Source organism: Amycolatopsis australiensis, assembly GCF_900119165.1.
Lineage (GTDB): Bacteria > Actinomycetota > Actinomycetes > Mycobacteriales > Pseudonocardiaceae > Amycolatopsis > Amycolatopsis australiensis.
In genome coordinates this window covers 2,825,118-2,839,601 of the sequence record NZ_FPJG01000006.1, presented here as the reverse complement: position 1 = coordinate 2,839,601, position 14,484 = coordinate 2,825,118, and the positions used below count along the sequence as shown (strand labels likewise).

The following is a 14,484-nucleotide window of genomic DNA, read 5'->3' as shown; positions in this document are numbered from 1 at the left end:
GCCGGTTCCGCTCCCGGCAGCCACGCTAAGCCGCGTCCGCCTCGACCAGCCGGGCCAGTTCCAGCAGCGTTCGTTCGAAGCCGGGACCGGCGGTGAGCGCCACCGTGAGCGGACCCCCGCGCCGGTCCGTGCCCACCGGGAGCGTCACCGCCGGCTCCGTCCACTCGGGACGGTCCACGCCTGCCGAGACCACCACGTCCGGCCGGGCCCGGGCGCCGCCGTGGCCCGGTGCGTCGAGGTCCAGCACCACGTTGCCGTGCAACGAAAGCAGGGCTGCCACGTCGGCCACCGCGTCGCGCAGCTCGAGGTCGGCTATCGAGTCCGAATGCGCGCCGATCGCCGCCCGCGCCGGTGGGCCGCCCAGCCTCGGCACGATCGCCGCCAGCGCGCCCGGGGTGCAGGCCAGCACACGGATGCCCGGCACGCCGGCCTGCGGGTCGGTGAGCGTGATCCCCGCGCTCGCGGCCGCCGCCACGATCCGGGCCCGCCAGCGCGCGGTGGCCGCGATGGCCACCATCGAAGGGTCCTGGGGCAACAGAAACCGTCTCCTCTGCGGGTCGGGCGCGGCGGCGTACGGATCGTCCGATGGTGGGTCCGCGCCCGTTGTGCCCGGGAACAAACATGTTTGGCCGCTTGGTCCGAACGGCCGTCTCCATGCGACCTTCCGGTGGCACCGGGCGCCTGTGACCCGCCGTCACACTTTGACGCGCGGCGTGGCGCGGGCCACTATCCGCAGCACCTGATTACCGCCGGGTAATTTGCGTGTCGACGAAGCCGACCAGGAGGACCGTTGCGACGTGCTTTCGGCCTGATCTTGCTGGCACTGGGCGTTTTCGCGGTCGCGGGTGCGGTGCTCCTGCCGGCGTACGTGTACCCGAAGCTCGCCAAGGTGCCGCTCGACCAGGACTCCACGTCGGTGCTCGAAGGCACCGCGAGCAAGGTCCTCGCCGTGACCGACAACGGATCCGGCCCGGTCTCGAACATCCGCGAGGACGCGAAGCTGACCGCGACGGCGCGCGTCCAGGCGAACTTCGCCGCGCCCGAGATGCACCAGGACACCGACTACGCGGTCTGGCTGCTGGCGGTGCAGGTCACCGACGACGCCGACGGCACCGTGGTCAGCGCGAGCAAACGGCAGGTCTGCTTCGACCGGCGCACCGCCGAAGGCTACGAGCCGCACGGCGAAGCCGACCCGAAATGCGACGCCAAGAGCAGCTACGTCACCGAGCTCGCCGACAAGGCCGAAAAGGACGGTCAGAAGCCGCCCGAGAACAACGTCTACAAAGCACAGCCCGGCCTGAACTTCAAGTTCCCCTTCGGCACCGAGCAGAAGGACTACCAGGTCTACGACGACAACACCGGCACCGCCGTCACGGCCCGCTACCTCGGCCCCGAGACGGTGAACGGGATCGAGACCTACAAGTTCGTCCAGGACATCCCGGACACGAAGATCGCCACCAAGGACGTGCCCGGTCCACTCGTCGGCTCGCTCGAGCCGACCGTCAAGGCCGATCTCTGCTACCGCGGCGTCAACACGATGTGGGTGGAGCCGGTCACCGGGATCGAGGTCAAGCAGCAGCAGCAACAGCACCAGGAACTGCGCACGCTCACCAGCGCGGCGGTCGTGTTCGACGGGACGCTGGCCTACAACGGCAAGACGATCTCGCAGATGGTCGACCAGGTGCACGCGAACAAGGGCAGGCTGGAGTTCCTCTCCGGCACCGGCCCGCGCTGGCTCGGCATCGGCGGCGGCGTGCTGATCCTCGTCGCGATCTTCCTGCTGGTCCGCCGGCGCCCGGCCGGGCCGCCTGCCCCGCGGGCGCGGCGGCAGGTGGTCTTCGCCCGCACGTGAGTCACCGCCGCCGCAACACCAGGACCAGGTTCCAGGACGCTATTTCACGCAGGCCGGGCACCCGCACGATCCACATCGCCCAGCTCGGGTGGTAACGCGGGTACCCGGCGACCAGATCGGCGAGCGGCGTCGTTTTCGCCCACCGCAGCGCGGCGCCGACCGAAACCGGGAACAGGCTTTCCCCGAATTTGTTCTTGGGCTGCCTGCCGAGCTTTCGGGCATAACGCTGCCGCGCGTAATGGCCACCGAGGAAATGCCACGGCGCGGTCTCGTGGCCGCCCCACGGCGAATACCACGGCGTGAACGACGCGAAGACCGTGCCGCCCGGCTTGGTCACCCGGCACATCTCGTCGAGCATCACCCACGGCCGCGACACGTGCTCCAGCACGTTCGACGAGTAGCACACGTCGACGGATCCGCTGCGCACCGGCAGTTCCGTGCCACTGGCGCGGATCATGTTCTCCCCTGGCTCGCCGCGCGCGGACAGCTCGCCGACGTCCGGGTCCAGGCCGAGGTAGACGGCACCGGCCGCGCGGAACGCGTCGGAGAAATACCCCGGACCACCGCCGACGTCGAGCACCGTGCGCCCGGTCAGCGGAGTGTGCGCCGCCAATTGCCGGACGGAGTCGGCGGCCAGCGCGGAATAGAAGCCGTCCGGGTCCGTCTGCTCGGTCAGGAACGTGCGGAACAACGTGACCGAACGACCGAGCGTGGCCCGGTGCGGCCGGTCGAGAACCGGATTCCCTACCATTGAACCGTCGCTTTCCCGAATACGTTCCTCTACTGTGTACGCACCGGTAACCTAGCATCGCCGCTACAGTTGGGATATCCCGATGGACCGTCCTCGTGTGCTCCTGGTCAATTGGCGCGACACCGGCCACCCCGAAGGCGGCGGGTCGGAGCGGTACGTCGAGCGGATGGCCGGCGGGCTGGCGAGAGCCGGGTACCGGGTCGAGATCCAGTGCGCGGCCTACCCGGGCGCCGCCGCGGGCGAGTGGCGGGACGGCGTCCGCTACCGCCGCCGCGGCAACAAGTTCGGCGTGTACGCGCACGCCCTGCGCGCCATCCGCCGGGCCCGCGCCGACCTCGTGGTGGACGTGCAGAACGGCATGCCGTTCTTCGCCCGGCTCGTGGCCGGCTGCCCGGTGCTGGTGCTCGTGCACCACGTCCACGAGCACCAGTGGATCAGCGCGCTCGGCGAGCCGCTGGGCCGCCTGGGCTGGTGGGTCGAGTCGCGGCTGGCGCCGTGGCTGTTCCGGACGTGCCGGTACGTCACGGTTTCCGAGGTCACCCGCGCGGAGCTGGCCGGGCTGGGCATCGAACGCGAGCGCGTCACGGTGGTGCCGAACGGCCTCGACGCACCCCCGCCGTGCGCGGCGGAACGGGACCCCACGCCCACCCTGGTCGCGGTGAGCAGGCTGGTGCCGCACAAGCGGATCGAGCACGCCATCGACGTCGTCGCGCGGCTGGCGCGGCGCTGGCCGGACCTGCGGCTCGAGGTCGTCGGCCAGGGCCCGTGGGACGCCGTGCTGCGCGCGCACGCCGCCGCGCGCGGGGTCGCCGACCGCGTCGTGCTGCACGGCTGGGTCGACGAGCAGGCCAAGCACGAGATCCTCGCGCGCTCGTGGCTGCACCTGTGCCCGTCGGTCAAGGAAGGCTGGGGCATCGTGATCATGGAGGCCGCGGCACACGGCGTGCCGTCGGTCGCCTACCGCGCCGCCGGCGGAGTCGCGGAGTCCATCGTGGAGGGGCGGACCGGCTTGCTCGCGGACGACTTCGACGAATTCACCGCCCAGGTCGACGGCTTGCTCGCCGACGGGCTGCGGCGCGCGGAGATGGGCCTGGCCGGCGCCGAGCGGGCCGGGAAGTACCGCTGGGACACCAGCATCGGGCAGTTCGAGTCACTGGTGCGGGAGGTCTCCGGGCGCGCGGCGCCCCGCCCCCGCGTCCTCGTCCCGCACCGCGTCCCGGAACTCGTCCAGCAACCGGTCGGCGGCGGCCGCGTCGAAGTCCTTGCCGCGGGCGCGCACCGTCACGGTCGTGGTGCCCCCGATCGTCGCCACGCCGAACGCCACGCCTGAGCGGCCGCTCGCGGCCGGGTAGAACGCCAGCGAGCGCACGGCGTCCCCGGCGGAGACCACGCCGAGGTTCGAGACGAGGAACGTCGAGCCCAGCCGGCTCGCCAGCAGCCGGGTGCCCAGCCGGGCCAGCCTGCTGCTGCGGGCCGGGAAGTCCGGCTCGGGAGCCTGGGCGCGCAACACCGCCGCGACGTCCGCGCCGGGGCCGAGCCGCAGCCGGAAGAAGGCGCTGTCGTGCACCGGTTCCGGCGCGGCGCCGGACCGCCACGACGCGCCCAGCGCGGCGACAACGCGCGCGGTGCGGGCGCCGTGCGCGCGGTTCCAGCGTTCGGTGGCACGGACGGCGGCCGCGACGGACCCCGCGGCGCCCAGCCGCAGCCGGGGCTCGTGCCGCGCCGCGAAGACGTCTCCCGCCGCTTCGTGCCCCCGATCGGGAACGATCCGGCCAGGGGGCGCGAAAAGCGCCTCAGCGAGCCGCTGGAGGGCCGAGACGGCAAAGGATTTCCCGCCGGTGCGGACGCCGATGCCGCGGGCCGCCGAGGAAACCGGGACGTCGAGGAGGATGCCGAGCAGGGCGAGCAGGCCCAGTCCGTCGAGGGCGCCGTGGTGCGCGGCGACGAGGAGCGTGGGCCCGGCGACGGCGACGCGCACGAGCGGATCGGCGCGTGCGTAAGGCGCGGAAGCGAACCGGTGGCGGACGGCAGGCAGGTCGTCCGCCAGCTCGACGGCGGGCACGGCCCCGAGATGCGGGTACTCCCGGCCGGCGGCGGCGAGCCGGGCCCGCAGCTTCTCCGGCTCGGGTGCGGCCGTACCGAGCTCCGCTTCGAGGAGGATGCTCCAGGAAACGGTGGGGTCGCCGTAGAGCCCGACGACGCGGTGGGCGTGGTCGGAGGCGAGCCGGGTCACCGCGTCAGCGGTTCCCGTAGATCTTGTTCGGGTGGTCGGCGGGGTTGTACTTCACCTGCGCGTTGAGTTTTTCCTGCACCTGAGCGGCGGTGTCCGGGTCGGCGCCCTGGGTCAGGGCGAAGCTCGCTCCGGTCGCCAGTGCGCCCCCGATGATGACGGCGGCGACCGCGCCGATGACCGTGCCCACTGTCACTCCTTCCGCGGCGGGAAGTTCCTGCCGCGGCTCAATGTACGCATCGGTAACATGCGGCACAACAGGGCGGCGCACAGCAACGCGAGCGCTACTCCGTTCGCCACCAGCGCGGGTGTCCACGAGACCGCTTTCACCGCCGGCACACCGGGAGTCCGGTACAGCGTGAGCCAGTCACCGGACCACACCGGGGTCGCGTCGGCGAGCAACCGCGGGTCGACGTCGCCCGGTGTCCCGTGTTCGACGAGGATCCAGCCGATGCCCGCGGCCGTCAGCTCGCGGGCCGAGGTCGCGGCGCGCACGTCGGCGATGCGCGGGTCTTCCCCGGTGACGCGGTCCGGGCCCACCTGCAGCGTGTCGTCCACCAGCACGGGCCGCGGCAGGACGCGCGGCGCCGGGTCGAGCTGGGTGCGGCCGCCGTTCCAGGCGAACCCGCGAAACGCCGAGAGCGGCACGGCGAGCACGTCACCCGGCCGGTCACCGAGCACATCGGACACCGCCCGCCAGTCGGGCGGGTACTGCGCGGTGCCGAGCCGTCCCCAGCCGCCCCAGGCCAGGTCCGGCATGGCCAGCAGGGGCAGGACGGCCGCCGCCGTCACGAGGGCGACGCGGCCGCGCGCGGTCTTCAGTTTCGCCGCGAGTGCCTCGACGGCCAGCGCTAAGCCCAGCGCGAGCGGCAACGCCCACCAGGCCACCCACTTCTGGGCGTCACGCAGGAGTCCCGCGCCGGGCAGGTGCCGCGTCGCGGCGGTGAGGAGCGCGTGCCCGCCCGGCAACGTCGCCAGCGACGCGAGGAGCACGCCCGCGACGCCGAGCAGGAACACCGACCGCGCCGGCGCCTTGCCCCACTTCTTCGTGAGCGGCCCGAGCCCGGCGACCGCGAGGGCGGCGACGACGAGCGTCAGCACCGGGACGAGCGGCATGGCCCGGCTGCCGGGCACCGTTTCGGCGTTCCAGATGCCACCCAGGCCGAGCACGCTGAACAGCGCCGGACCCCAGCTCTCGGCTCGCGCGCTGAACGCCGGAACACCGGCGGGGTCGGAGAACGTGCCCTCGGCGTTGACGAACGCCGGCACCAGCCACGGCAGGTTGAGCACGACAGCGATGGGGATCGTCTGCCACAGCCGCCGCGAACCGGCGGCTGTGGCCATGACGGCGGCGGCGAGTACGCCACCCGGCGGAGTGAGCACGGCCGGAGCGCAGGCGATCACCAGCTTCGGCAGCGCGTGCGGCTCGTGCCTTCGCGCGGCGAGGCCCGCGGCGGCGATCCAGGGCAGGCACGCGTAGGTCAGCAGCAGCGGCCAGTGTCCGATGAGCAGCCGTTCCGCGAGATACGGCGTCCAGGCGTAGGCGGTCGCGGCGACGAGCCGGGTGCCCACGTATTCGGTGGGGACCAGGCGTCCGGCGCCGAGCGCGGCGAAGAAGACGGCCGCGAGCAGGACGACCTTCTGGACGATGTCGCCGGGCAGCACGGTGGTCGCCAGCGCGACGGCGGCGTCCGCCGGCACCGACCGGGGCAGGGTGCTGCCGAGGCCGAAGGCGTCGGGCACGAAGTACTGGCGTGGCGCGAACACCATGTCGTAGCCGAGGACGAAACCCCGGCCCAGCAAGGGCGCGCAGACGGCGAACGCGAGCAGCGCGGACACCGCGGGGAGCGCGAACCGCCTGCCCGGTGCGTCCACGGCCCTTCCTTTCCGGTGCCCACGCGGTTAGGGTCCCTGGGCACTGCCCGCCGGTCAGGGGAGCCCGCCGTTGAGCGTAGCCACCGAAGGGCCGGCCCGGACTGGCCACCGGGTCGCGGCGATCCTCGTCTCGCTCGCCCTCGCGGGCAACAACGCGGCCAGTTACGTGCTGAGTCTCGTGGCCGCGCGGATCCTCGCGCCCGGCGCGTTCGGCGAGCTGAGTTCGCTGCTGGCGGTGCTGGTGATCGGCGTCGTCCCGGCGATGGGGCTGCAGACGGTGGTCGCGCTGCGCGTCGCCCGCTCTCCCGCGCCGCAGACCGGTTCCCTGTTCGCGCTCGGGCTGCTGACGAGCGGGATCGTCGCGACGGCGGCGTTGACGCTCAGCCCGCTGCTGGTGCTCTTGCTGCATCTGGGTTCACTGGCGCCGGCGTTGCTGGTGACGGCCGCGCTCGGGCCGTTGACGCTGCTGGGGTTGTTCCACGGGCTGCTGCAGGGCGGCCACCGGTTCGCGACGCTGGCCGGGCTCATCGGGCTGGAGGGCCTGGGCAAGGTCGGCGGATCCCTGGCCGGCCTGCTGGTGGCGGGCTCGCCGGCCGGCGCGCTGGCCGGCGCGGCGATCGGCTCGCTGGCGGTGGCCGTGGCCGGCTGGCAGGTCTGCGGCCGTCCGCGGCCCCGGTGGGCCGACCGGCACGGCGGCGAAATACTCCATGCGGCGCAAGCGATGCTGGCGCTGGTGCTGCTGGTGAACCTCGACCTGGTGCTGGCGCGCCACGCCCTGCCCGCCGCGTCCGCGGGCGAGTACGCGCTGGGCGCGATCGTCACGAAGATCGCGTACTGGCTGCCCCAGGCGGTCGGGGTGCTGGTCCTGCCCCGGTTCGCGGCGTCCGCCGGCCGTCGCCGGGTGCTGCCGGTGGCGTTGGCGGTGTGCGCTTGTCTCGACGCCGTCGTGCTGCTGGCCTCGGTGGTGCTGGGCCCGGCGTTGCTCGCGGTGATCGGCGGTTCGCGCTACTCCGGGAGCACGATGCCGGTGTGGCCGTTCGCGCTCGCCGGGTCGATGCTGGCGCTGGTGCAGATCCTGCTGTACGCGCGGCTGGCCGACGGCGATCGCCGCGTCACGGTGCTGATGTGGGCGGCGGTGGCCGTGGAGGCGGTGCTGATCACGACCTGGCTGCACGGGTCGGCGACCCAGGTGGTCACGGTGGCGGCCGGCTGCGCGGGCGGCCTCGCCGTGGCCGGGGCCGCACTGGAGCTGCGCGCCCGTCGTGAGTGAGAAACAGGGTTCTAACCCGGTTTCTCACTCACGGCGAACCAGTCCACGCACGTCGCCACCGTCGCCGCCGCGGACAGCAGCAGGGCCGCCTGGGTCACCGGGCCGTAGGCCCAGTCCTGGCCGTGGCCGAGCACCCGGCCCGTCACCGAGACGACCGCCGCCACGACCATGCCGCCGAACGCGAGGTAACGCGGGGCCTGGTCCCGGAACTGCCGGGCCAGCAGGCACGCGATCAGCAGCACCACCGGCAGCATGCCGCCCAGCGCGACCAGCAGCCCGATCAGCGCCACCGGCACCAGGGCTCCCCCGGCGGCCACCGGGTACGTCCTTCGCCGGGCCGGCCAGCACACTCCGGCCAGCATCAGCAGCACGGCGAACGCGCCGACGAGCAGCGACGTCCGGTACGCGGTGTCCGGCGTGAACACCAGCGACACCACCCCGCCCGCGCCCGCCGGGACGATCCACGCCTGCTGCCAGCCGTCGACGCGGGTGCGGGCCAGCTCGCGACCGTCCATAGTGGCCACCCAGCCGGCGTTCGCGTTCTCCGGCACCGCCAGCACGGCTTCCGGGCCCGGCGCCACCGTGACCCTCCGGGAAGCCGCGTCCCACGTGCCGGCCTGCACCGCCCGGTGGACCGGCGGCGCGGCGGCACCGGCCGGGCGCAGCCACAGGTCCTGGACGACGAACGACGCCGACCGGTCGGTCCGCAGCTCGTGCCCGCCGGCGGGCAGCGAGATCCCGCCTTCGGAGTCGCGGCACATCCGCAGCGGCAGCGGCCGGTGGGCGGTGATGTCGGCCAGCGTCCCCTGCACCGACGTCCGGTAGTCGAACCCGTCGAGGTGGACGTTCGGCCCGGCGCCGCACGGCACGGTGAACGCCGGGTCCGGGCCGGGCAGCAGCCCGTCGGTGCCCGACAGCTCCAGGCTGCCGATCCCGGCCACCGCGCGGGCCGCGGGATCGTCGTCGTCGCCCGGCAGCACGATCCGCAGCCGGTCGGTGTCCAGGGGCTCGAACGACGCCGACCCGCCCGCGTCGAGCCGCACCGAGCGCGTGCCGGACCGGCCGACCAGCTCCAGCTGACGCGGCGGGCGGGCACCGCTCGCGGGCGAAACCCCGATGTGCAGCCCGGAAATCCGCTTCGGGGCCGCCCAGTCCAGGGTCAGCGCCGGCCGCAGGTCGGTGACGTCGGGACGCCACGTCGTGCCCGCGTCGCCGTCCACCGCCGCGAACCCGCCCGCCGCCGGATCGCCGCCGAGCTGCGACGTCGCCGTCACCGTCACCCCCGGCAGCGACACCGGGTTCGTGCCACCGCCCGCGGGCAGCACCGTGCCACCGACGAGGAACGTCTGCTCGGCGGAGGTGCTGAAGAGCCGGTGGACGCCGTCGGGTTCCTCGCCGTCCCGGGCGGCGGACGCGTCGCAGCGCACGGCGCCGCCGACCGGCAGGCACGCGTACCGCGGCTGCGTGCCGCGCGTGAACGCGAACCCCGGCGCCGGGCCGGCGGGCAGGTCCGCCGGGACCTCCAGGGCCCGCTGCGGTTCGGTACCGGGGATCTTCAGCTCCGCGATGCCGACGTTGCCGTCCTGCCTGCCGACGACCAGCGACAGCAACGTGATCCGCACCTTGCGCGTGACGCCCGGCGCGACGGCGTAGCTGTGCGCCCCGGCGCCGCGGACCACCTGCTGGTCGATCGAGCCGTTGTCGGTGGTGATCCGGATGCGCGTCGCCGGCCAGCCGACCCGGATGTCGTCCACCAGCTCCAGGTCCACCGAGGTGACCAGCCGCGGCGTGTCCAGCTCCACCTCGAGCCACTGCCCGATCGGGCCGGTGAACGACGACGAGCGCCAGAACGTGCGCGGATCGCCGTCGATCGCGGCGAACGGCTGGTGCCCGGGATCCGACCCGCCGAAGGCGTCGGCGTAGGAGGCGGCCGTCGACGCCGTCACCGCGCGGATCCCCCGGTACGCGGCCACGGTCTGGTGCTCCTGGCCCGGGAACGGCAGCACGTCGCCCGCAGCCCGCTGCTGGCGGAACGCCTCCCCGGCGGTCAGGGTCTGGCTGAGGTTGTCCCGCACGCCGCCGACGTTCCGCTCGGCGCGGCGCAGGCCGTCGGTCACCAGCCGCGGCCCGCCGGGCGAGCCGCCGTCCCCGGCGAGCACGACCGGGGTCGCCGGGTCGAGCTGGCCGGAGCCGATGAGCGGCAGCAGGTTCTCCGGCCCGCCGCTGACCGTCGGAACGTCCTTTGTGGACGTCGCGGTGGCGAGCGGGACCGGCTGCTTCACCTCGTAGACCTCCAGCGGCCCGAACCGCGCCGCCTTGCCGATGCCGGGTGAGCCGGCCAGCCCGGCCCGCAGGGTCTCGGCGGGCGGGGCCGTGCTCCGTGACCGGTCGATGTCGTCGCGCAGCAGCAGGAACCGGTACCCGGACCGCGCGAGCAGCGCGGCGAGCCCGGGATCACCGCGGCCGTCGGCGAGCGCCGCGTCGACCGAGTCCATCAGCCGCGTGTTGCCTTCGGACCCCAGCGGCACCTGGTTGCGCACCGCCCACGGGCTCTTCGCGATCGCCTGCGCGGGCTCGTCGACCGTGCGGCCCCACTCGTACTCGCCGAACCCGGTGGCCGGCAGCAGCAGCGTCCGCGCCTGCGGGCCGGCCTTGGCGACGTACCCCATGGCGTCGTACCAGTAGCCGGGGACCTCGTCCCAGCCCGGGCCGGACCGCAGGTCGAGCAGCCACGCGGGCGCGGCCATCACCACCACGAGCAGCAGGCCCAGCGCGGGACGCAGGAACCGGCGCGGCGAGGGCACCGGGCCGGCAACGCCGTGCACGAACGCCAGCATCAGCGGCAGCCGCAGCACCGGCTCGAACTTGTGGACGTTGCGCAGCGGGGCGAGCGGCCCGTCGAGCAGGTGCCGGACCTGCTCGGCCACCGGGCTGTCGAGCGTGCCGACGTACCCGATGGTCAGCAGTGTCAGGCCGGTGAGCACGCCCAGCACGAGGAACCGCCGTTCCGGCAGGCCGCGCCGGGTCAGGCCGAGCAGGCCGACCGCGGCGACCAGCCCGGTGGCGAGCATCAGCACCGGGTTGTCGATCAGCGACCAGCCGCCGGGCCACCACGGCGTGCCCTGCACGACGTAGGCCACCCACTGGTTCGTCCCGCGCAGCACCTCGAACAGCGACATCGGCGCGGTCGTGTTCGTCGCGGACTCGATGTAGTCCAGGAACGGCAGGCTGTATTCGCCGAGCAGCAGCAGCGGCAGGATCCACCACAGCGTCGCGCCGGCGACGAAGACGAACCACCACAGCACCAGTTCGGCGTGCCGGCGCGTCCACCGGCGCGTCAGCAGCCAGAGTCCGGGCAGGACGAGGGCCATCACGACCATCGCGCCGTTGACGCCGCCCATGCAGAGCACGGCCACCGCGGACAGCCCGGCGGCCCGCCGGGGCGAGCCGATCTTCCCGGCCCGCACCAGCGGCACGAGGACCCACGGCAGCAATACCGCCGGCAGCATCTCCGCGGACAGACCGCCGATTTCGGTCAGCATGCGCGGGGCGAGCGCGTACCCGAGCGCGCCGATCAGCCGCGTGCGTTCGGTACCGACCCTCATCGCCCGCGCCAGCAGCAGGGCGCCGCCGAACGCGGCCGAGAGCAGGATCGCGCCCCAGAGCCGTTGCGCGATCCACGCCGGCAGGCCGGCGGCCTGGCACAGCGCGAAGAACGGGCCCATCGGGAAGAGGTAGCCGTACGCCTGGTTCTGCAGCTCCCCCGCCGTCGCCTGGGGATTCCACAGGTGCAGCGCGCGGCCGAGGAAGGCGAGCGGGTCGACGGCGAGGTCGAGTTTCGTGTCGAACGTCGTCTTCCCCGGCATCTGCAGGAAAGACAACGTGGTCAGCGCGAGCACGATCCACGTGCCCGGCCGGCGGAAGAGCGCACCGGGCGAGAACTTCCGGGCGCGCCCGGAGTGCGGGGCGCCGTCCCGGGTGCGTTCGCGGGTGCCGGTTACCATCCGGTAGATACTAGGCCGAAACCCGGCTACCATGTGCCGACGATTTTCCCGGACCTTCCGAACGCACAGGGCAGGTGCGCCATTTCGTTCGACGAAGCCTGGGCCTCGGCCGAGCCGGTCAAGGGCTGGATGACCCGTGCGCAGGGTGAAGCGCTGTGGAACGCCGTGCGCCGCCTGGAGAAGGGCGGCACCGTGCTCGAAATCGGCAGCCACCAGGGCCGGTCGACGATCGTCCTCGGCGCGGCGGCCCGCACGGTCGGGGCCACGGTGATCGCCGTGGACCCCTTCGTCGACGGCCGCCTGTTCGGCGGATCGCCGACGCGGCGGCTGTTCGAGCGCAACATCCGCCGCGCCGGGCTGGACGACGTCGTCGAGCTGGTCGCCGCTCACAGCACGAAACTGCGGCCTGACTGGGATCGGCCCTTACAGCTGCTTCACATCGACGGCAAGCACGACTACTGGACCTACACCGACGACCTGCGCTGGTCGGCGTACCTGCCGCCGGGCGCGGAAATCCTGGTCCACGACTGCTTTTCCTCGGTCGGCGTCACGCTCGGCACGATCGCGAAAGTCCTCTTCGGACGCCGTTACACCTATGTGGACCGGACGGCGTCGCTGGCGCGGTTCCGGCTCGCGCCGCCGCCGGCGCGCGCCCGGCTGCGCCTGGTGGCGCAGCTGCCGTGGTTCCTGCGCAACGTCGTGGTCAAGGTGCTGCTGCGCCTGCGGCTGCGGCCGGCGGCCCGGCTGCTCGGGCACGACAGCCCGGACGACCCCTACTGAGCAATCGGTTTCCCCACCTCGACCCTGGCGACGCAGACCGGCGCGCCCGGGCCCGACAACCGCACGCCGACGCGGTCGTACAGGCCGTCGACCGGCAGGTACAGCGAGTGCAGCCCGGCCTGGAACCACACGGGTGTCCGGTTCACCAGGCCTTCACCGCCGTCCGAGGTGTAGTAGTCCAGCTTGAGCAGGTACCGGCCGAGCATCGGCGTGTCGAGCGGGACGTCCACGGGGGTTTCGCCCACCGGGTACCCGCAGTCCGGCACCGGGCCCGGCTTTCCGCGCGAAAGCGGTTGCACGCCGGTGATCCGACGCGGTGTGCCCGTCGGGTCGAGCAGGTGCATGCGGGTCGCCGGCTGGTCGAAGTGCGTCCCGGGGACCAGCCCGACCACGCGCGACGCGAGGGAGTCCGTGCCGAACCACTCGTGGACGACGTCGGACGGCACGAAGGTGTCGTAGAAGACGAGATCCGGGTCTTCCGCGACGGCCGCCCGGACATTGCCGACGTACTGGCCGGAGTGCTCGAACCGCATGGCAGGCGACAACCGGGTGAAACCCACTGCCGAACTGGCGAGCAGGAGCACGCACAGGGCTAGGGCGATCGGCCGTTCCCGCTGTCCGCCGGACGGCGCAGTCCCGTGCGGCGGAAGGAAAGCGAACGCTCCGCAGAGGGCAGCCGGCAGGGCCAGCTCGGCGAGGTACCGCGGGTCGTCACCCGCCGCGGGGCCGATCTCCCGCAGCCGCGTCAGTGCCAGCAGCGTGACGTCCACGGCGAACAGGAATCCGAGCAGCGCCCACGCCCGCCACGCCCGCCGTCCCCCTGCGCGCACGCCGGCGGTCCCGATCGCGAGCGCGGCCACGACCAGCGCGACGACGACCGCGAACGGCGAAGGCGCCCAGGTCGCGCCCGGTCCGGGCCCGGACCACGGCCCACCGGCCAGGCCGGGCAGCAGCGTGTCGCCGAGCATCCGGCCGGTCAGGTCGGCGGCCGTGCCGGCGGACATCGGCGTGCCGCCCGCCGTCACCTGGCTCGAAGTCAGCGCGAGGTACCCGGCCACGAAACCCAGCAGCAGCACGCCATGGCCGAGCCAGTACCGGGCGTGGTCCCGGAAGGACCGTCCGAGCAGGACGGTGACGCCGGCCAGCAGGATCGGCAGCACCGCGGCCTTCTCGTAGAACGCGAGCCCGAACAGCGTCCAGGCGAAGGCGCCGAGCCACCAGCGGCCGCCGCCGTCCAGGTACCGGACGTGCGCGTGCAGCGCGCCCGCGGCCGCCAGCACGACCGGCCCGATCTGCACGCCGTAGGCCCACCACAGCGTCGGGACCAGCAGCAACGTCGATGCCGTGAACACGGTGAACGGCACCAGGATCGCCCACCGGCGGCCGAAGCAGCGCACCAGCAGGCACCAGAACAGCACCGTGGCGGCGGCCCGCATGAGCAGCAGGGGCAGCATCAGCAGCGGGACGTTCAACGGCGCCCACGCGGTCGCCACGGCGGCGAGGAAGAACCCGCCCGGCGTGAGGTGCCCGTGGTAGTCCTGGAACAGGAAGGCGAGGTCGAACGGCCCGGCCGCGGCCGCCCGGTGGGTGACGACGAAGTCGTCCTGCGCGAGATTGCCGTGCAGCGCCGCCCAGGCGTGGAACAGGAACGGCACCAGCCCCGCGACGACCGCGGCCAAGACCACTGTGGACGGTCTTCGTACCGCTGCCGGCACGGGTTTT

At 73.4% G+C, this 14,484-nt stretch carries 10 protein-coding genes; 4 read left to right on the top strand and 6 right to left on the bottom strand.

Annotated features, from left to right (window positions below; all coding sequences use genetic code 11):
* Positions 1-25: 25 nt before the first annotated feature.
* Positions 26-517 carry a hypothetical protein gene (locus BT341_RS14990; protein ID WP_072476892.1) on the bottom strand — a complete coding sequence of 164 codons (492 nt, stop codon included), beginning with the start codon at positions 515-517 and terminating at the stop codon, positions 26-28.
* Between the two features lie 273 nt (positions 518-790).
* Here BT341_RS14990 and pgfA point away from each other — a divergent pair, with 273 nt between their 5' ends.
* A complete protein-coding gene (gene pgfA, locus BT341_RS14985; protein WP_072476891.1) occupies positions 791-1,852 on the top strand; it encodes a cell envelope lipid trafficking protein PgfA in 1,062 nt (353 codons plus the stop codon).
* Position 1,853: 1 nt separating this feature from the next.
* Here pgfA and BT341_RS14980 read toward each other — a convergent pair whose 3' ends face one another.
* Positions 1,854-2,603, bottom strand: a complete 750-nt coding sequence (locus BT341_RS14980; RefSeq protein ID WP_072476890.1) for a class I SAM-dependent methyltransferase — start codon at positions 2,601-2,603, stop codon at positions 1,854-1,856.
* 97 nt (positions 2,604-2,700) lie between these two features.
* On the opposite strand from BT341_RS14980, the gene BT341_RS14975 reads away from it, so the two are divergent.
* Complete coding sequence (locus BT341_RS14975; RefSeq protein ID WP_072476889.1) at positions 2,701-3,933, top strand: glycosyltransferase; 1,233 nt, start codon at positions 2,701-2,703, stop codon at positions 3,931-3,933.
* A gap of 907 nt (positions 3,934-4,840) precedes the next feature.
* On the opposite strand, the gene BT341_RS14970 is transcribed toward BT341_RS14975, so the two are convergent.
* On the bottom strand, positions 4,841-5,023 hold the full coding sequence (locus BT341_RS14970) for a hypothetical protein (protein WP_072476888.1): 183 nt from the start codon (positions 5,021-5,023) through the stop codon (positions 4,841-4,843).
* 2 nt (positions 5,024-5,025) lie between these two features.
* Entirely contained in the window at positions 5,026-6,708 is a 1,683-nt protein-coding gene (locus tag BT341_RS14965; protein WP_072476887.1) for an MmpA family trehalose lipid delivery protein, read from the bottom strand.
* 70 nt (positions 6,709-6,778) lie between these two features.
* Here BT341_RS14965 and BT341_RS14960 point away from each other — a divergent pair, with 70 nt between their 5' ends.
* Positions 6,779-7,978: a polysaccharide biosynthesis protein gene (locus tag BT341_RS14960; RefSeq protein ID WP_072476886.1), complete on the top strand. Its 1,200-nt coding sequence runs from the start codon at positions 6,779-6,781 to the stop codon at positions 7,976-7,978.
* A gap of 11 nt (positions 7,979-7,989) precedes the next feature.
* Here the strand turns inward: BT341_RS14960 and BT341_RS14955 are convergent, their stop codons facing one another.
* Positions 7,990-11,982: an alpha-(1->3)-arabinofuranosyltransferase gene (locus BT341_RS14955; protein ID WP_072476885.1), complete on the bottom strand. Its 3,993-nt coding sequence runs from the start codon at positions 11,980-11,982 to the stop codon at positions 7,990-7,992.
* 129 nt (positions 11,983-12,111) lie between these two features.
* On the opposite strand from BT341_RS14955, the gene BT341_RS14950 reads away from it, so the two are divergent.
* Positions 12,112-12,762: a class I SAM-dependent methyltransferase gene (locus BT341_RS14950; protein ID WP_072481954.1), complete on the top strand. Its 651-nt coding sequence runs from the start codon at positions 12,112-12,114 to the stop codon at positions 12,760-12,762.
* Here BT341_RS14950 and BT341_RS14945 read toward each other — a convergent pair.
* Positions 12,756-14,477, bottom strand: coding sequence for a hypothetical protein (locus BT341_RS14945; protein WP_245804981.1), 1,722 nt, complete (start codon positions 14,475-14,477; stop codon positions 12,756-12,758). The two genes, BT341_RS14950 and BT341_RS14945, sit on opposite strands and share 7 nt — an antisense overlap.
* Positions 14,478-14,484 lie beyond the last annotated feature (7 nt).